The 18,606-nt window shown below is 71.5% G+C and carries 12 protein-coding genes; 5 read left to right on the forward strand and 7 right to left on the reverse strand.

Annotated elements, in window-relative coordinates; all coding sequences use genetic code 11:
- Window position 1 precedes the first annotated feature (1 nt).
- The 4 genes from IE212_RS22260 to IE212_RS22275 form a co-directional block, all read right to left on the reverse strand.
- A complete protein-coding gene (locus IE212_RS22260; RefSeq protein ID WP_190199658.1) occupies window positions 2-112 on the reverse strand; it encodes a keywimysin-related RiPP in 111 nt (36 codons plus the stop codon).
- A 456-nt stretch (window positions 113-568) separates the two neighbouring features.
- Window positions 569-1,786, reverse strand: coding sequence for a phospholipase D-like domain-containing protein (locus IE212_RS22265; protein WP_190199659.1), 1,218 nt, complete (start codon window positions 1,784-1,786; stop codon window positions 569-571).
- Between the two features lie 141 nt (window positions 1,787-1,927).
- Window positions 1,928-2,425, reverse strand: coding sequence for a hemerythrin domain-containing protein (locus tag IE212_RS22270; protein ID WP_190199660.1), 498 nt, complete (start codon window positions 2,423-2,425; stop codon window positions 1,928-1,930).
- Between the two features lie 101 nt (window positions 2,426-2,526).
- A complete protein-coding gene (locus IE212_RS22275; protein ID WP_190199661.1) occupies window positions 2,527-3,408 on the reverse strand; it encodes a LysR family transcriptional regulator in 882 nt (293 codons plus the stop codon).
- Window positions 3,409-3,479: 71 nt separating this feature from the next.
- Here IE212_RS22275 and IE212_RS22280 point away from each other — a divergent pair, with 71 nt between their 5' ends.
- Genes IE212_RS22280 through IE212_RS22290 form a run of 3 tightly spaced genes read left to right on the forward strand, consistent with a single transcriptional unit; the run spans window position 3,480 to window position 6,036 of the window.
- On the forward strand, window positions 3,480-4,685 hold the full coding sequence (locus tag IE212_RS22280) for a thiolase family protein (RefSeq protein WP_190199662.1): 1,206 nt from the start codon (window positions 3,480-3,482) through the stop codon (window positions 4,683-4,685).
- The gene (locus IE212_RS22285; RefSeq protein ID WP_190199663.1) at window positions 4,682-5,377 is read left to right on the forward strand and encodes a 3-oxoacid CoA-transferase subunit A; all 696 of its coding nucleotides are present in this window, start codon (window positions 4,682-4,684) and stop codon (window positions 5,375-5,377) included. The genes IE212_RS22280 and IE212_RS22285 overlap by 4 nt, the downstream gene beginning before the upstream one ends.
- 44 nt (window positions 5,378-5,421) lie before the next feature.
- Window positions 5,422-6,036 carry a 3-oxoacid CoA-transferase subunit B gene (locus IE212_RS22290; protein ID WP_373301420.1) on the forward strand — a complete coding sequence of 205 codons (615 nt, stop codon included), beginning with the start codon at window positions 5,422-5,424 and terminating at the stop codon, window positions 6,034-6,036.
- A gap of 70 nt (window positions 6,037-6,106) precedes the next feature.
- On the opposite strand, the gene IE212_RS22295 is transcribed toward IE212_RS22290, so the two are convergent.
- Complete coding sequence (locus tag IE212_RS22295; RefSeq protein WP_229864510.1) at window positions 6,107-8,623, reverse strand: SpoIIE family protein phosphatase; 2,517 nt, start codon at window positions 8,621-8,623, stop codon at window positions 6,107-6,109.
- 97 nt (window positions 8,624-8,720) lie between these two features.
- On the reverse strand, window positions 8,721-12,992 hold the full coding sequence (locus IE212_RS22300; protein WP_190199665.1) for a HAMP domain-containing protein: 4,272 nt from the start codon (window positions 12,990-12,992) through the stop codon (window positions 8,721-8,723).
- 307 nt (window positions 12,993-13,299) lie between these two features.
- Between IE212_RS22300 and IE212_RS22305 the strand changes: the two genes are divergently transcribed.
- A complete protein-coding gene (locus tag IE212_RS22305; protein ID WP_190199666.1) occupies window positions 13,300-13,725 on the forward strand; it encodes a DUF6003 family protein in 426 nt (141 codons plus the stop codon).
- 110 nt (window positions 13,726-13,835) lie between these two features.
- Here the strand turns inward: IE212_RS22305 and IE212_RS22310 are convergent, their stop codons facing one another.
- Complete coding sequence (locus IE212_RS22310) at window positions 13,836-16,289, reverse strand: ATP-binding SpoIIE family protein phosphatase (RefSeq protein WP_190199667.1); 2,454 nt, start codon at window positions 16,287-16,289, stop codon at window positions 13,836-13,838.
- Between the two features lie 443 nt (window positions 16,290-16,732).
- Between IE212_RS22310 and IE212_RS22315 the strand changes: the two genes are divergently transcribed.
- Window positions 16,733-18,379, forward strand: coding sequence for a glycoside hydrolase family 27 protein (locus tag IE212_RS22315; protein ID WP_190199668.1), 1,647 nt, complete (start codon window positions 16,733-16,735; stop codon window positions 18,377-18,379).
- Window positions 18,380-18,606: the final 227 nt, after the last annotated feature.

The following is an 18,606-nucleotide window of genomic DNA, read 5'->3' on the forward strand; positions in this document are numbered from 1 at the left end:
GTCAGTTCTTGCTCAGCATGAGCCGGTCGTTGCCGGAGTTCCCGAGGAGCCCGGTCTCCTTCCGGAAAGTGCCGAGCCGGACGAGCGTAGGTGCCTCGTAGGCCTTCTTCATGACTACTCCTCACATACGGGTTGCCGGACCGCTCCCCTTGCCGGTCCGGGCTCGTCGGGAGCCCGGGCCAGGAAGCGGCGGCAGCACCAGTCAGCTTCGGATCGCCAGGCCGATGCAAGAGCATGCGAGAAGGTCGGATTATGTGCATAATCCGAACGCCCCGGGGCGTGCGCCCCTTTCACTCCGGCATGTACCGGCGTACCCCCGGGTTGCGCGGTCCGGTCGCGCGGACGCGGGGAATCGTTTCGACGTGGTGCCCCGTCGTCGACGGCCGGCTGTGCCGGACGCGTCTGCCCGCGGCCCGGAAGGGAGCGGCGCCCGGGGCGCTCTCCTCGCTACCGGGAGCAACCCGGGCGTGAAAAAACAGCCGCGTGAAGCGGGGGACACGGAAGGTCGCCGCGTGGCGGATCGGGTGTGGGGCCACGTGGGAGAAGCGGGGCGACGGGCGGCTCCGGATTACAGGAAGCGCCGGATGGGCCGGACGACGGCCTCACGGGCCCGCTGGATCACGGCGCGCCTCTTCCAGCGGCCCGCCCGGATGAGTTCGGCGGCCTCCGTGTCGGCGTCGAAGTGCGCGTCCAGGGTCGCGGTGAACTCCTCGTCCAGGACGGCGAGCATGACTTCCTCGTCGTGGTCCAGGGAGCGCCGGTTGAAGTTGGTCGACCCGACGAGGGCCGCCGTGCGGTCCACGGTGATGACCTTGGTGTGGAGCATGGTCGGCTGGTACTGGTGGATCTTCACTCCGCAGGAGAGCAGTCTCTCGTAGAAGTGGTGTCCGGCCAGCTGGCACACCCGCTTGTCGGTGTGCGGCCCGGGCAGCAGGATCTCCACCGCCACCCCGCGCCGGGCGGCGGCGCACAGCAGATCGACGAAGTAGGCGTCCGGGGAGAAGTAGGCGGTGGCCAGCCGGAACCGCTCCTCGGCGGACTCGATCATGACCCGGATCAGGGTCTGCATGTCCTGCCAGCCGAATCCGGCCGAACCGCGCACCACCTGCACCACCGCGTCGCCCTGGCGGTCATGGCCGTTGAACCGGTCGCGTTCGTCGAAGAGTTCGTCGTGGCACTCCGCCCAGTTCTGCGCGAACGCCGCCGCGATACCGTCCACGGCCGGCCCGCGCACCTTGACGTGGGTGTCCCGCCACTCGTGCGGGTTGCGGGCGTCGCCGCACCACTCCTCGGCGATCCCCACACCGCCGGTGAAGGCCACCTCCTCGTCCACGACCAGCACCTTGCGGTGGCAGCGGTGGTTCTGCTTGAGCGGCGACAGGTACAGCGGCTTGCGGAACCAGGACACCTGGACGCCAGCCCGGCCCATCTCCGCCAGCAGGTCCTTGTCGATCAGCCGGCTGCCGAAGCCGTCCAGCAGCAGCCGCACCCGGACCCCGGCCCGGGCGCGGTCGGCCAGCGCGTGTGCGAAATCCCGGGCGATGTCGCCCTTCCAGTACACGAACGTCATCATGTCCACCGTGTGACGGGCGGAGCGGATGGCGTCGAGCATCGCCGGGAAGATCTCGTCCCCGTTGCGCAAGGCGACCAGCGCGTTTCCCTCGGTGGCGGCGACGCCGATCAGACGCTCCAGCCGGCGCCGTATGCGTTCCGCCCGCTCGGCGGGGGTGGCTTCGGCGTCCGCGCCGCGGACGGGTGACGACGGTGCGTCCTGGGTGCTGGTCATGCCTTCCCCCCTCGGGAAACCGTGTGTGCGACGAACCGCTGACCGCGAACGGCACGGCAGCTTCGAAGGCGCTGGGGACGGCGGCCGCGAGGGTCGCCTCGGCGGGCCGCCGCCGCTCCGTGACGCCGGTGACGAAGAAGATCAGTCGTCGGCGGAGGCCACCAGCTTCCGCACGTTCTCGACACTGCCGCAGCCGGCCTCAAGGTACTGGGAGCGCGACTGACGGAACATCCGGCCCAGCTCGGCCCGGCGGTCGTCGCCGACGTTCTGCCGGGCGTCGTTGAGGAGGGTCCGCTCCTCCTCGTCCGCGTGGTGGTTGACGGCCGTGACCAGCTCCTCCAGCTTGTCCTCCCACTCGGCGGACGCGGTGTCGTCCACCTCCAGCAGGGCGAGCAGCGCCGCGTTGGCTTCGTGATGCTCGTGGACACCGTGGTCGACATCGTCGCCGTCCACGTTCTTGTAGCGGCGCAGAGCGGGGTAGACCTTGTCCTCCTCGGCCGAGGCATGCGCGATGAGCAGGTCCGCGAACTCCTCCAGCGCGGCGGCGCGGTCGGCTTCGACGTTGCGCATCGTGCGGAAGAGCTCTTCCATCCGGCGGTGGTCCTGCAGGATGAGCTCGACGACGTCAGCGGACGGCACGGTGACTCCTCTGTTTCGAACGGCTATACGGCACGCTTCCCCCGATACCCCCGTTCGCGCAGGTGATACAGGCGCGCGTCGTGCCCGCACGCGGCCGGCGCTCAGAGTGCCGCCCGGATGACCCCCACGGTGCGCTCCAGGTGCGGCTCCGAGCGGTCGGCGCGGTGGGCGACGGCCAGCTCCACCCGTGCGTCGGCCCCGGCCAGCGGCAGGTAGACGACCCCGGCGAGCGCCAGCGCGGTCACGGGCTCGGGCACAACGGCGATGCCGAGGCCGCCGGCCACGAGCGTGACCAGCGTCGAGGTCTCGCCGACCTCGTGGCGGATGCGCGGCTCGACCCCGGCGTCGCGCAGGAGGCCCAGTACGACGTCGTACATCACCGACCGGCGGCCGGCGGAATGCACGATCAGTTCGGCCCCGGCGAGGTCCGCGGCACGCAGCCGTGCCCGGCGGGCGAGAGGATGGTCGACGGGTACGGCGACGACGAGCCGGTCCTGTCGCAGGGTGTGCACGGCGAGAGAGAGGTCGGCCGCCGGCGGGCGCAGCAGCGCGACGTCGATCGCGCCGGTGCGCAGCGCCTCGACCTGGTCGGGTGCGAGCATCTCACCGCGGAAGGAGAAGTCGACGCCCGGGAGCTCCTTCGTGAGCCGCCGGGAAAGCGCCGGCAGGAGGCTGTACGTCGCCGAGCCCACGCATCCGATCGCGAGGTGCCCCACCGAGCCGGCCGCGACGCGGCGTGCGTGGTGGGCGGCCTCGCCGACGTCGGCGAGGATCGCGCGAGCCCGTTCCAGGTAGGCCCGGCCGGCCTCGGTGAGGTCGACGCGGCGGGTGGTGCGGTGGAGCAGCTCGACGCCGAGCTCGGCCTCCAGCTGGCGGATCTGCTGGGAGAGCGGCGGCTGGGCCATGTGGAGCCGCTCGGCGGCGCGGCCGAAGTGGCGTTCCTCGGCCACCGCCACGAAGTACCGCAGGTGACGCAGATCCATATGTCGTCCATATCAATCGGCTCTGATATGCGTACTTCAGAATATCGCGGCCCGGGGCTAGCGTCGCTGCCATGAGTGCTTTCCTCTACGCCGCGACGCGCACGCCGTTCGGCCGCCTGGGCGGCGCGCTGGCCGGCGTCCGTCCCGACGACCTCGCCGCCGCCGTGATCACCTCGACGCTCGCCCGGGTGCCGGGCCTCGACCACTGTGCGATCGACGACGTGGTGTGGGGCAACGCCAACGGCGCCGGCGAGGAGAACCGCAACGTCGGCCGTATGGCCGCGCTGCTCGCCGGGCTGCCGGTGAGCGTGCCCGGCACCACGGTCAACCGGCTCTGCGGCTCGAGCCTGGACGCGGCGATGATCGCCGGCCGGGCGATCGAGTGCGGCGACGCCGACGTGGTGCTGACCGGCGGCGTGGAGTCGATGACCCGCGCGCCGTGGGTGATGCCCAAGCCGGCGAAACCGTTCCCGGCCGGCGACGTCACCGCGGTCTCCACCACCCTCGGCTGGCGGCTGGTGAACCCGCTGATGCCGAAGGAGTGGACCGTCAGCCTCGGCGAGGCCAACGAACAACTGCGGGAGCGGTTCGGGATCTCCCGCGAGCGACAGGACGAGTTCGCCGCCCGATCCCACCAACGCGCCCACGCGGCGTGGGAGTCGGGCTTCTACGACGACCTGGTGGTGCCGGTCGGGGGCGTGGACCTCACCCGCGACGAGGGCATCCGAGCCGGCTCCACACCGGAGGTACTGGCCGGACTAGAGCCGGTCTTCCGCGCACCGGAGCAGGGCGGCACCATCACCGCGGGCAACGCCAGCCCGCTCAGCGACGGTGCCTGTGCGGTGCTGCTGGGCAGCGAGAAGGCCGCGGCCACGATCGGCGCCGACCCGATCGCCCGCATCGCCGGCCGCGGCGTGACGGCGCTGGAGCCGCAGGCCTTCGGCTACGCCCCGGTGGAGGCGGCCGACCGCGCGCTGGCCAGGGCGGGGATCGGCTGGGACCAGGTGGGCGCGGTGGAGCTCAACGAGGCCTTCGCCGTGCAGTCGCTCGCCTGCCTCGACGCGTGGAAGGTCGACCCCGCCATCGTCAACCAGAAGGGCGGGGCCATCGCGATCGGCCACCCGCTGGGTGCCTCGGGTGGCCGCATCCTCGCCACGCTGGCCAAGGTGCTGCGCGAGTCACGGCAGCGCTACGGCGTCGCCGCGATCTGCATCGGGGTCGGCCAGGGGCTGGCCGTAGTACTCGAGAACTGCGACGCCACGGAGGTGGGCCGGTGAGCAGGGCGCGCATCCTCGAAAGCACCGACGCGGCGGTCGCCGGGATCGAGGACGGGTCCACCGTTCTCGTCGGCGGATTCGGCCTGGCCGGGATGCCGTTCGATCTGATCGACGCGCTCATCCGGCAGGGCGCGAAGGACCTCACCGTCGTTTCCAACAACGCCGGGAACGGCGACGTCGGGCTGGCCGCCCTGCTGGCCGCCGGCCGGGTGCGCAAGGTGCTGTGCTCCTTTCCGCGCCAGGCCGACTCCTGGGTCTTCGACGGCCTCTACCGCGCGGGGAAGATCGAGCTCGAGGTGGTGCCGCAGGGCAACCTCGCCGAGCGGATGCGCGCGGCCGGTGCCGGCATCGGCGCGTTCTACTGCCCGACCGCGGTCGGCACGCCGCTGGCCGAGGGCAAGGAGCAGCGCGAGATCGACGGCCGCACGTACTTGCTGGAGTACCCGATCAAGGGCGACTACGCGCTGATCGGCGCGCACGCCGCGGACACGATGGGCAACCTCGTCTACCGCAAGACCGCCCGCAACTTCGGGCCGGTCATGGCAACGGCCGCGACCACGACCATCGTCCAGGTCGACCAGGTAGTCGAGGCCGGGAAGCTCGACCCCGAGGCCATCGTCACTCCGTCCGTCTACGTCGACCGGGTCGTCCAGGTGACGGCCCGTCACTACACCGTGCGGGGGGCACGATGACCGGGTACGCGGGGGCGCCGACAGGCGCCGGACACCGACTCTCGATGGACGAGCTGGCCGCCGTCATCGCACGCGACATCCCGGCCGGTTCCTTCGTCAACCTCGGTATCGGGCAGCCCACCAGGATCGCCGACCACCTGCCGGCCGACTCCGGGGTGGTGCTGCACACCGAGAACGGCATGCTCAACATGGGGCCGAAGGCCGAGGGCGACGCGATCGACCCCGACCTGACCAACGCCGGCAAGGTCCCCGTGACCGAGCTGCCGGGGGCGGCGTACTTCCACCACGCCGACTCCTTCGCGATGATGCGCGGCGGGCACCTCGACGTCTGCGTCCTGGGCGCGTACCAGGTCGCCTTCGACGGCGACCTCGCCAACTGGCACACCGGCAAACCCGGCGACATACCCGCCGTGGGCGGCGCCATGGACCTCGCCATCGGCGCCAAGGAGGTCTACGTGATGATGACGCTCTTCACCCGCTCCGGTGAGCCGAAGCTCGTGCCGCGGTGCACCTACCCGCTCACCGGCGCCGGTTGTGTGAGCCGCGTCTACACGGACTGCGGTGTCTTCGACGTCGGCCCCGACGGCGTACGCATCCGGGAGACGTACGGCGTCGGCGCCCAGGAGCTGGCGGAGCGGCTCGGCATCACGCTGCCGTAGCCGGGTCCGTGACGGCACGCGGCCTCCGCCTCGCCGGTGGTCGTGACGGCCGCCAGGGCACCTGTGCCGACTACCCGACCCGGATGCCGACGATGCACGTGTCGTCGTCCGTGTCCGACTTGCTGTAGGTCAGCAGGCGGTCCAGTTGCTGGTCGAGGCTGGCGGGTGCCGTGCGCGCGGTGGTCAGCAGATGGGTCAGGGACTCCTCCACGGGCCGGTCGCGGCGTTCGATCAGACCGTCCGTGTACATCAACAGGGTGTCCCCCGGTGCCAGTTGGATCTCTTCCTCCTCGTACGTGGCATCCGGTACGGCGCCGAGGAGCAGTCCCTTGACCAGGGGCAGGGGAGTGGCCTCGGAGTCCCGGACGAGCACGGGCGGCAGGTGGCCGGCCCTGGCCCAGCGCAGCGTCCGCCGCACGGGGTCGTAGAGCCCGCACACCGCCGTCGCGGTGACGGCGCCCGTCAGATGGTGCGCCACGATGTTGAGCCAGGACAGCAGCTGGCCCGGCCCGGCGCCGGTCACGGCGAGGCCGCGCAGCGCGTTGCGCAGGACGACCATGCTGGTGGCGGCCTCGATGCCGTGCCCCGCCACGTCCCCCACACACAGCAGCACCAGCCCGGACGGCAGCACGACGGTGTCGTACCAGTCGCCGCCCACCAGTTGCTCCGTCTCGGCGGGCCGGTAGCGGACGGCCACCTGAAGACCGGTCACCTGCAGCGGCGCCTGCGTCGGCGGCATGATCGCGTGCTGCAACTGCAGCGTCAGCCGGTTGCGTTCGGTGGCCTGCTGCTCGGTGTGCGCCAGCTGGTCGCGGGTGGCGGCGAGCGCCACCTCCGTCCAGTGCTGGGACGAGATGTCCTGGCAGGCGCCGCGGAGCAGCAGCAGCCGGCCGTCGGTGTCGAGCACGGGCTCGGCGACGATCCGGATGTGACGGGTCACCCCGTCCGGCCGCTGCAGCCGGAACGCCGCGGCCGCCGGCCGCCGGTGGTGCAGCAGCGTGCGCAGGAAACGGCGGATGGAGACACCGTCGTCCGGGTGCGCGTGGGACGGCAGCTCCTCCAGGGGCACCGGGGTGCTCGACTGCGGGCGCCCGTAGAGATCGAAGAGCTGCCCGTTCCAGGTGATCTCGCCGGTCAGCACGTTCTCCTCGAAGCCGCCGATCCGGCCGAGACGCTGGGCGTGCTGCAGCAGGCTCGCCAGGCGTGCCGTCTCGTCCTCGATGCGCCAGATCAGCAGGACGGCGCTGCCGTGCCTGCTGATGCTGATGTCCGCGACCGCGGAGAGGGGAACCTGGTCGACCAGAGCGGTGAGGTTCATCCGGCGGGTCCGGAACGGCTCACCGGTGGCGTAGACACGCTCCACACGCTGGAACAGCTCGCTGTCCCCGGCGGCCATCGGGTAGGCCTCCAGCAGCAGAGCGCCGCTCACGACCGCCCGGGGCCGGCCCGCCGGGTCCAGGAAACGGCTGTTGACGTGCTGGATGCGGAAGTCCGCCAGATGCCCGTCACCGTCCAGGTGCGGCACCAGGACCAGGGCGGGGTCGTGCAGCCCGTCGGCCAGGTCCATCAACTCCGCCGCGTCCGGCAGGACCCTCGGCTCCTGGGCCCCTGGCTGCGGCGGCGTGTACATCTCCAGGGTGTGCGCGCACAGTTCGGCAAGCGCCTCCACCTGACGGACGATCTGCGGCGGCTGCGGCTCCAGGGGAGCGGGCCAGGCGATCTCCAGCACCCCGTGCACACGCCCGCCCGTGCCCGCGGGCAGGGCGACCCTGCCGCCGTCGGGATGGTGGTGCAGGCCGATGCTGGGCAGGCCGGTCTCCCCGAGGGCGGTGATCCACTGCCCGTCGCGTTCGATGAGGCCCCGCCGTGCCACCGTCACCACGTCCGGCGGGACGTAACGCCAGCGCGTGGCCTCGGCCGGCGAGAAACCGGCACTCCCCGCCAGGGTGAGCGACCCGTCGGCACCCGCGGCCCATATGGCCACCGCCACCGCGCCGAGCGGCCGCAGCGCCTGTTCCAGCAGGGCGTCCGCGACGGCCTGGGTGTCGTCCGCCGCCAGCACACCGCTCTCGGCCGCGCGCAGGCGCACGGCGGCCGACTCCGGCTCCGCCTCGTCGGCGGCCCTGGTGGCGGCGAGGAACGCGTCGGTCACCTCGGACATCCGGTCCCGGGCGGCCTGGTTGATGACGTCGACGGCGAGTTCCAGCGGGCTGACCTGGGCCTGCTCGGCCAACTCGGCGAGCTGCCGGGCCGCCTGGGCCGGCCCGCACTTCAGCCGCTCGACCAGGACACCCTTGGCGAGCTCGATCAGGGCCCGCCCCTCGGCCTCGGCCTGCGCGACCCGCACCTCACGGCTGAGCCGTTCGACGGTGGCCGCGAGCCTGCCGACCGGGGACGCCGGTGGCAGGCCCTCCAGGTCCGCGGACGGCCCGTCCTCCGTCACCGGCCGCCCCTCGGCGGACGTCGAGGAGCCGTCGGACGGTACCGACGGCACCGACGGCGACGGAGAAGACCCCGGCCCGGCGGCGGAGTCGGGCTTCGGCTCACCGTCCTGACCCGGCTCACGCGACTGCTCGGACATGCTCACGGTGTGGATGCTCCTCGGCTGGAGCGCCCTGGGGCGCGGGACGACGGGCGCTGCGGGGCGCCCGGCCCGCCGGTGTGCGGGACGGGCACCGGGGACCTCATGCGGGAAGCCAGCGGCGTACGCAGGCGATGAGGTCGCGCGTGTCGACGGGCTTGGTGACGTAGTCGCTGGCGCCCGAGGCGAGGCTCTTGTCCCGGTCGCCGGGCATCGCCTTCGCCGTGACGGCGATGATGGGCAGCTCCGCGTACTGCGGCATCCTGCGGATCTCGGCCGTCGCGGCGTAGCCGTCCATCTCGGGCATCATCACATCCATCAGCACGATCGCCACGTCCGGGTTGTTCAGCAGCGTCTCGATGCCTCTGCGTCCGTTCTCGGCGTGCAGCACCCGGAAACCGTGCAGCTCCAGGATGCCGCTGAGCGCGAAGAGGTTCCGCGCGTCGTCGTCGACGACGAGGACGGTGCGGCCCGCCGTGCTGTCGTCGACGGAGGGCGGCGCCAGCTGCTGCGGCCCCTCGGGCCGGACCAGGGACAGCACGTCACCGGGTTCCTCGGCGGACAGGTGCAGGGCGATGCGCTCGCGCAGTTCGTCGAGGCTGGACAGCAACTCCAGTGCCCCGCCCGCCGAGCGGGACCGCAGGGTCTCCTCCAGGGCGGGGTCCGTGGGGTGACTGCTGTGCACCAGCACCGGGACGCTCGTCAGCGCCGAGTCGCCCTCCAGGGCCTGGAGGAAGCGGGAAGCCTCCTCGTCGCGCATGCCGAGTTCCAGGACGACGCAGTGGCACGGCTCGGCGGCCAGGGCGCCGGCGGCCTCCTGCGCACCCACGGCGGTGATGATGTCGACCTCCGGCCGCTGCCCGCCGTCGGAACGGCCGTGCGACAGGTCGGCGACCACGCTCTCCGCGACCAGGGTCAGCAGACCACGCGAGCGCTCCTCCACGACCAGCAGCCGCCGGGGCCGCGGCCCGGGCCCGATCTGGGGTGCCGGCGCCGACGGGGACGATCCTTCGGGCAGGGGGGCGGGCGAGGTCCGCTCCAAGGCTCTGCCGTGCCGGAGCAGCTCCTCGAAGTCGGGCCGGGCCACAGGCAGGAAGAGCGTGAACGTGCTGCCCTGGCCGGGCGTGCTGTGTACCGTGACGGCGCCGCCGAGCAACTGGGCGATCTCCCGCGTGATGGACAGGCCCAGGCCGGTGCCGCCGTACTTGCGGCTCGTCGTGCCGTCGGCCTGCTGGAAGGCGCCGAAGATCGTCTCCAGGTTCTGCTCCGGGATGCCGATGCCGGTGTCCTTCACGCGGAAGGCCACCACGGCGCCGCCGCGGAGCACGCCCTCGGGCACCTCGTCGTCCGCCGCGGGCTCGATGCTCAGCTCCACTTCGCCCTGCTCGGTGAACTTCACCGCGTTCGACAGGAGGTTGCGCAGCACCTGTCGCAGCCGGGAGTCGTCGGTCAGCAGGTCCGCCGGGGCGCCGGGCGCGGTCGACACCGTGAACTCCAGGCCCTTCTGCGTCGTCATCGGCCGGAAGGTGACCTCGACGTACTCGATGAGCTGGCGCAGCGCCACCCGTTCGGGCGTGACGTCCATCTTGCCGGCCTCGACCTTCGACAGGTCGAGGATGTCGTTGATCAGCTGGAGCAGGTCCGAACCGGCGGAGTGGATGATCTGCGCGTACTCGACCTGCTTGGGCGTGAGGTTGCGGGAGGGGTTCTGGGCCAGCAACTGGGCGAGGATGAGCAGACTGTTGAGCGGGGTGCGCAGCTCGTGGCTCATGTTCGCCAGGAACTCGGACTTGTACTTCGAGGCCAGCGACAGCTGCTGGGCCCGGGTCTCCAGCTCCTGCCGCGCCTGCTCGATCTGCAGGTTCTTCGCCTCGATGTCCCGGTTCTGGGCCACCAGCAGTGAGGCCTTCTCCTCCAGTTCCGCGTTCGAGCGCTGGAGTTCCTCCTGCTGTACCTGCAACTCGGTGGAACGGGCCTGGAGTTCGGCCGTGAGGCGCTGCGACTCGACGAGCAGCTCATCGGTGCGGGCGTTGGCCACGATGGTGTTGAGGTTGACCCCGAGGGTCTCCATCAGCTGCTCGAGGAAGTCCCGGTGGATCTGGGTGAACGGGGTGACCGACGCCAGCTCGATGACACCGAGGACCTGGCCCTCGACCACGATGGGCAGCAGCACCAGCGCGGTCGGCACCACCTCGCCGAGACCCGAGGAGATGGTCACGTAGCCGGGCGGCACCTCGTCCACGAGGATGGTGCGCCGGCTGCGCGCGGCCTGGCCGACCAGGGTGCGGCCGAAGGCGATGCGGGTGGGACGGCTGCTCTCCTCCGGGTAACCGTAGGAGCCGACCAGCCGCAGTTCCGGCCCTTCGTCGCCGTCCTCGGCGAGGTAGAAGGCGCCGTACTGGGCCGACACCAGCGGGACCAGCTCGTCCATGATGAGCTCGGCGACCACCGGCAGGTCGCGGTGCCCCTGCATGAGGCCCGAGATCCGGGCGAGGTTCGTCTTGAGCCAGTCCTGCTCCTGGTTGGCCCGGGTGGTCTCGCGCAGGGACTCCACCATCGAGTTGATGTTGTCCTTGAGCTCGGCGACCTCGCCGGACGCCTCCACGTTGATCGAGCGGGTCAGGTCGCCCTCGGCGACGGCGCTGGTGACCTCGGCGATCGCGCGGACCTGCCGGGTCAGGTTGCCCGCCAGCTCGTTGACGTTCTCCGTCAGGCGCTTCCAGGTGCCGGAGACGCCCTCGACCTCGGCCTGGCCGCCGAGGCGGCCTTCGGTGCCGACCTCGCGGGCGACGCGGGTGACCTCGTCGGCGAAGGCGGAGAGCTGGTCGACCATCGTGTTGATCGTCGTCTTCAGTTCGAGGATCTCGCCCCGGGCGTCGACGTCGATCTTCTTGGACAGGTCACCCTTGGCCACCGCGGTGGTCACGAGCGCGATGTTGCGGACCTGGCCGGTGAGGTTGTTGGCCATCGAGTTGACGTTGTCGGTGAGGTCCTTCCAGGTGCCGGCGACGTTCGGCACGTGCGCCTGGCCCCCGAGGCGGCCCTCGGTGCCGACCTCGCGGGCCACCCGGGTCACTTCGTCGGCGAAGGCCGACAGCGTGTCGACCATCGTGTTGATGACCTCCGCCAGCGCGGCGACCTCGCCCTTGGCCTCCACCGTGATCCGCTGCGACAGGTCGCCGCGCGCCACGGCGGTGGCGACCTGGGCGATGGAGCGGACCTGGCCGGTCAGGTTGGAGGCCATCACGTTGACGTTGTCGGTGAGGTCCTTCCAGGTGCCCGACACCCCGCGCACCTGCGCCTGGCCGCCGAGGCGGCCTTCGGTGCCGACCTCGCGGGCGACGCGGGTGACCTCGTCGGCGAAGGCGGAGAGCTGGTCGACCATCGTGTTGATGGTGCTCTTGAGTTCGAGGATCTCGCCGCGCGCGTCGACGGTGATCTTCTGGGAGAGGTCGCCCTTGGCGACGGCGGTCGCCACCAGGGCGATGTTGCGCACCTGGCCGGTGAGGTTGCCGGCCATGAAGTTCACGGAGTCGGTGAGGTCGCGCCAGGTGCCCTTGACACCCTTGACGTCCGCCTGGCCGCCGAGGCGGCCTTCGGTGCCGACCTCGCGGGCGACGCGGGTGACCTCGTCGGCGAAGGCGGAGAGCTGGTCGACCATCGTGTTGATGGTGCTCTTGAGTTCCAGGATCTCGCCGCGCGCGTCGACGGTGATCTTCTGGGAGAGGTCGCCCTCCGCCACCGCCGTGGTGACCTGGGCGATGGAGCGGACCTGGCTGGTGAGGTTGCCCGCCATGTGGTTCACGGAGTCGGTCAGGTCCCGCCAGACCCCGGCCACTCCGGGCACCTGCGCCTGCCCGCCGAGCCGGCCCTCGCTGCCGACCTCGCGGGCGACGCGGGTGACCTCGTCGGCGAACGCGGACAGCTGGTCGACCATCGTGTTGACGGTCTCCTTCAGCTGAAGGATCTCGCCCCGGGCGGGCACGTCGATCTTCTGCGAGAGGTCGCCCTTGGCCACCGCCGTCGCCACCTGGGCGATGTCGCGGACCTGGGTGGTCAGATTGCCCGCCATGGCGTTGACCGAGTCGGTCAGATCGGCCCAGGTGCCCGACACGCCCGGCACCTCCGCCTGCCCGCCGAGCGTCCCCTCGGTACCGACCTCCCGGGCCACCCTGGTGACCTCGGAGGTGAAGACGGACAACTGGTCCACCATGCCGTTGAAGACCTTGGCGATATCGCCCATGAGGCCGTCGGCGTCGTCCGGCAGCCGGGTACCGAAGTCCCCGTCCCTTACGGCCGTCAGTCCGGCCAGGAGCCTTCTCAGCTCCTGATCGCCAGGCACCGCGTCGACGACCCCAGTGCTGTCGCTGGTCATGCGCATCCTCGTTCCGCTCCCCAAGAGCCCTCCCGACCGAGGACCCGGAACACCCCCCGGACCGATGAGCCGGCCCGGCCTCCGTGCGTGCATTTCCGCTGTCACGGATCTGCGCGATGAGAAATACGACGCAGGTTAACCCAGGTTTCGAGTCCCCCACAAAGCACGGCTCGAACGGCCTCCGGTGGGGGACACGCTGCATTTCGTTCCGCGTCTCATCCCCCCTATGGCCTACACCAGCCTGCGCTAATCCCGGAGCGACGGGGTAAATGGGGCGTCATCAGCCCCCGTTGAGAAGGAGACGAGGATGACCGACGACGCCTATCTGTTCCTGCTGGACGACGCCTCCGCGCCGCTCGGCGTGGCCCCCGTCGCCGTCGGTGATCTCGCGTGCATGGAGACTCCCGCGGTACGCGCGTGGCTCGACGCTCAGGGAAGCACACCGACCTCCCCGCACCTGCGCCTGCTGCCACCGGAGGAGACGGCGGCGATTCCCGAGGGGGCGGAACGGCTGCCCGTCCCGCTGAGTGACGAGGAGCTGAGCCGGGTGCGCCACCGGATGGTGCCGGAGCCACTCGCCCGGCTGGAGGAGGAGCTGCTGGCCTACCGGGACTGCGCGGAGGGCCGGGACGGCCTGATCGGACGCGCACTGGCCGCCGGTGTGCCACCGCACCGCATCGTCGAACTGACGGGGGTGGCTCCCGCGACCGTCACGGCCGCGGCGGACGGCTGACCGGGCCGGTGGCGCCGGCTTGGCGACGATGGTCCTGGACCGCTCCTGTGACGATTGTCATCGGCGGATCCTGCGCCGAGGGACGCCGTCACGGTCCGCGGGGCCGGATCTCAGTGCGGTTCGGGCCGGGAGAGGTGCTGCGCGCACCAGATCGTCTTGCCGTCGGTGGTGTGCCGGGTGCCCCATCCCTGGGTGAGCTGGGCGACGAGCAGCAGGCCCCGGCCGCCCTCGTCGAAGGCCCGGGCCCGGCGCAGGTGCGGAGCGGTGTTGCTGCCGTCGGAGACCTCGCAGATCAGCGAAGTGTCGCGGATGAGCCGCAGCCTGATCGGCGGTGCGCCGTACCGGATGGCGTTGGTGACCAGCTCGCTGACGACCAGCTCGGTGACGAAGGCCGCCTCCTCCAGGCCCCAGGCGTCCACCTGGTCGACGGCGAACTTCCGGGCGTGCGGCACCTGCGCGGTGTCGGGCTCGACGTCGCAGTCGGCGACCTGGTGGCGAGCCAGCGCGCGAGTGCGGGCGAGCAGCAGGGCGGCGTCGTCGCTGCGGCGCTCGGGGAGCATGGCCTCCATCACCGCGTCGCACTGGGCCTCCAGCGACCCGGCCGAGCGGTGCAGGACCCGCTGCAACGCGGCGATCCCCTCGTCGACATCGCGCTCGCGGCTTCGCATCAGTCCGTCGGTGTAAAGGGCGAGCAGGCTGTCCTCGGGCAGCTCCAGCTCGACGGCCTCGAAAGGCAGGCCTCCGATGCCGAGCGGTGGTCCCGGAGGTGCGGCCACCGGCGTCGTGGTGCCGTCCGGGAAGACGATCAGCGGCAGGGGATGGCCCGCGCTCGCCAGGGTGAGGTGCCGGGAGACCGGATCGTAGACGGTGTACAGGCAGGTGGCCCCGGACTCGCCGGTCGGCTGGAAGTGGCCGGGGGGCTGGAGGTCGTCGGCGAGGTGCAGGACCAGGTCGTCCAGATGGGTCAGCAGCTCGTCCGGCGGCAGGTCCACGTCGGCGAGGGTGCGGACCGCCGTGCGCAGCCGGCCCATGCTGGCCGATGCGTGCAGGCCGTGGCCGACGACATCGCCGACGACCAGGGCTACCCGGGCGCCGGACAGCGGGATGACGTCGAACCAGTCGCCGCCCACCTCCGTACCGGTTCCGCCGGGCAGGTAGCGGGATGCCACCTCGACCGCCTCCTGGCTCGGCAGCCCCTGCGGCAGCAGGCTGCGCTGCAGGGTCAGCGCGGTCGTCCGCTCACGTGAGTACCGGCGGGCGTTGTCGATGGCGACGGCCGCCTTGGTGGTCAGCTCCTCGGCGAGGATCAGGTCGTCGGCGGTGAAGGCCTCGGGGCGGTCGCGGCGGGAGAAGGCGACGACACCGAGCAGCGCGCCGCGCGCCCGGAGCGGCACGGTGATCCGGCCGGTCAGCCCGTCCCCGGCGATGGACTCGTCGATCAACGGGTTGCCCGGCGGCCAGTGGGCCGGGTCGGCGGCGAGTCCGGGACCGAAAGCCCATTCGCCGCCCTGGCCGGGTCGGGCGGCGAGCTGGACGGTGGACCTGCCGGTGGCCATGCAGCGGGTGGTGACGGAACCGGGGGCGTGGCTGACCGGCGTCGTGGCTCCGGGAGGTTGGTCGCCGTCCTCTCGCGCGCTGTGCCGGGCGGCGCGCCGGAGCGCGATGGTGTCGCCTGGGGTGAACGCGGACGCCGGGGGCGGTTCCTCTCCGCGCAGCACCTCGTCGAAGAGATCGACGGTGACGAGGTCGGCGAACCCGGGCACCGGGGTGCCGGCCAGTTCCTGAGCGGTGCCGATCACGTCGAGTGTCCGGCCGATGCCGCCGCCGGCCTCGTTGAGGATGAGCAGGCGCTGCCGGGCCCAGTACTCGGCGCTCATGTCGAATCCCCAGTTGGCGACCGCCCGGACCCGGCCCTCGGCATCCCGGACGGGCCATATGCTGGTCGCCCAGGCATTGGCGTAATCACTGCCGCGCGGGCGGAACACGGTGATGAGACGCGCGGGCTCGCCCGTCCTCGCCACCTCGGCGAGCTTGTCGGTATAGGGCTTGTCGTCCCTTTCGGGAAACAGCGTGCGGTCGAATTCGGGAAGCACCTCGCGGTACTTCCTGCCGAGCACCTGCTCCTCGGAGTGCGCTATCACCCGGCCCGAAGAGGTGTTGATCCACAGGAACCGCAGTTCAGGGTCGTACACGCCGAGAGCGAAGGGACACTGCTCGAAGGCCCGGTCGGCGATCACCGGGCGACGTCCCCAGCGCTGGACGGTCACCACGTGCCCCAGGGCCTGCCCTTCGGACCCGGACAGTGGCTGGGCCGTCACGACGGCGTCCACCGTGGAGCCGTTCCGGTGGCGCAGGGAGACGCACCCCGTGGGGTCGGGGCCGGTGCCGTAGCCCTCGGGGAAGCCGGGCGGCGGGGGATCGGCCAGCAGATCGGCCACCGGGCGGCCGATGACGTCCTGCGCGGTCCAGCCGAGCAGCAGCCGTCCTCCCTCGCTCCAGCCGCTCACCATGCCGTCCGGGCCCACCACGGCAACGGCAGTGGGCGCGTCCTTCGTGCCGGCCATCTCCACGCGCCATGCCTCCGTCCGGATTGCCGGGCCGTCAGGGCTGGTTTCCAGCGGCTGCTTCCAGACTAGATCCGCCTCCACCGCGTGGCGCTCCGGCCCGTGTGGGCGGGCTGCCGGGAACCGATCGATGTGAGCCACGCATGGTTCGGTTCCCGTTTCGAAACATTCGACGGTCGAGGTCCGGCCCGGATCGCCGGACGGACGTCCGGGGCGCACGGACCGGCGTGGAGCGCTTTCGGCCGTCGGGGCTCGCACGCCGGACTTCCAGGAGGCTGACGGTGTTGACATGTCCGGGCGCCTCCCTAGTATCCGAGACGCCCGACTTTCCGAATGGTGTTCGAAACTACGACCGAGACACCGTGTCCTGCTTCATGACATGCACCTGACATCAGCCTGCGTGGCACCCGCGCACGGCACCCCTTCGGCAAAGGAGCCCCCGATTGCCCGGACGATCAGCCAGACGACTGCTCCGCCTCCTGGCCGCCGCCGCACTGACGGTCACCGCGTCCGTGACCGCCTCCTCGCACTCCACCGCCTCGGCCGCGCCCGGCAGCCCGGCGCTCACCCCGCCGCTCGGCTGGAACAGCTGGAACAGCTTCGGGTGCCAGATCACCGAGGCCCAGGTGCGCCAGGCCGCCGACGCGATGGTGTCCTCGGGCATGCGCGACGCCGGCTACCGGTACGTGGTGGTCGACGACTGCTGGTTCGATCCGCAGCGCGACACGGCGGGGAACCTGCGCTCCAACCCGACCAAGTTCCCGAGCGGGATGAAGGCGCTCGGGGACTACATCCACAGCAAGGGCCTGAAGTTCGGGATCTACCAGGTGCCGGGCGAACGCACCTGCGCGCAGACCACCGGCGCCTATCCGGGTGCGACGGGCAGCAGAGGGCACGAGGCCCAGGACGCCGCGACGTTCGCCTCGTGGGGCGTCGACTACCTCAAGTACGACTGGTGCTCCTCCAGCGGCACCCGCGACGAGCAGGTCGCGCGGTTCAGCCTGATGCGCGACGCCCTGCGCGCCACCGGGCGGCCGATCGTCTACAGCATCAACCCCAACAGTTTCCACGCCATCACCGGCGCCACGTACAACTGGGGCGAGGTCGCCGACCTGTGGCGGACGACCGAGGACCTGCTCGACATCTGGCAGAACGGCAACACCAACAGCTATCCGATGGGCGTCGGCAACGTCCTTGACGTCACCGCGCCGCTGGCGGCCCAGTCGGGCCCGGGGCACTGGAACGACCCCGACATGCTGGTCGTGGGCCGCCCCGGCCTGTCACTGACCGAGTCCCGCTCCCACTTCGCACTCTGGTCGCTGCTCTCGGCCCCCCTCATGGCCGGCAACGACATCCGCACCATGTCCGCCGACGTGAGCGCGATCCTGCGCAACCCCCGGCTGCTGGCGGTGAACCAGGACCCGCTGGGCGCGGGCGGGCGCAGGGTGCGCGACGACGGCAACACCGAGGTGTTCGCCAAGCCCCTGTCCGACGGATCGGTCGCCGTGGGCCTGTTCAACCGGGGAGGGAGCACCGCGACGGTCACCACCACGGCCGCACAAGTCGGCCTCTCCGGCGGGCAGTTCACGCTGACGGACCTGTGGACCGGCGGTACGTCCAGCACGTCCGGGCCGATCTCGGCGAGCGTCCCCGCGCACGGCGTGGCCGTGTTCCGGGTGCACGGTGGCAGCCCGCTGACCGCCACCACCTCGCGGTTGCGCGGCAACGCATCCGCACGCTGTGTGGACGTGGACAACGCCTCCACCACGGCCGGGGCCACGGTCCTGCTCTGGGACTGCCACACGGCCGCCAACCAGCTGTGGACCACGTGGGCCGGGGGCGAGATCCGCGTCTACGGCGACAAGTGCCTGGACGCCTACAACCAGGGCACCACCCCGGGCACCCGTGTCATCACCTGGTCCTGCAACGGCCAGGACAACCAGAAGTGGACCGTCGGCGCCGACGGGTCGATCCGGAACGCCCACGCCGGGCTGTGCCTCGACGCCGACCGGGCGGGCACCGCGAACGGAACCCCACTGGTCCTGTCGACCTGTAACGGCCAGGCCGGCCAGAGGTGGACCCGCGTGTGACACCGCCCCCGACGGGCCGGGCCGAGCGTGGCGGCGATGCGTGACCACGGAGTGCCTGGACGAAGCCGTCGGCGAGACCGAACGCCTCGCCTCCGAGGGAGACGAACGCGCCCGGGGAACCGGGCGCGTCGTGCGGTCCCTGCACTGTCCGCGGTGGGGTCTTCGCCGCGGACGGTGCTGTCGTGACGCCGGGCGGACTTTCGGAGGTACGGCGAGGGGGTGAGGCG

This window comes from Streptomyces djakartensis (genome assembly GCF_014651075.1).
Lineage (GTDB): Bacteria > Actinomycetota > Actinomycetes > Streptomycetales > Streptomycetaceae > Streptomyces > Streptomyces djakartensis.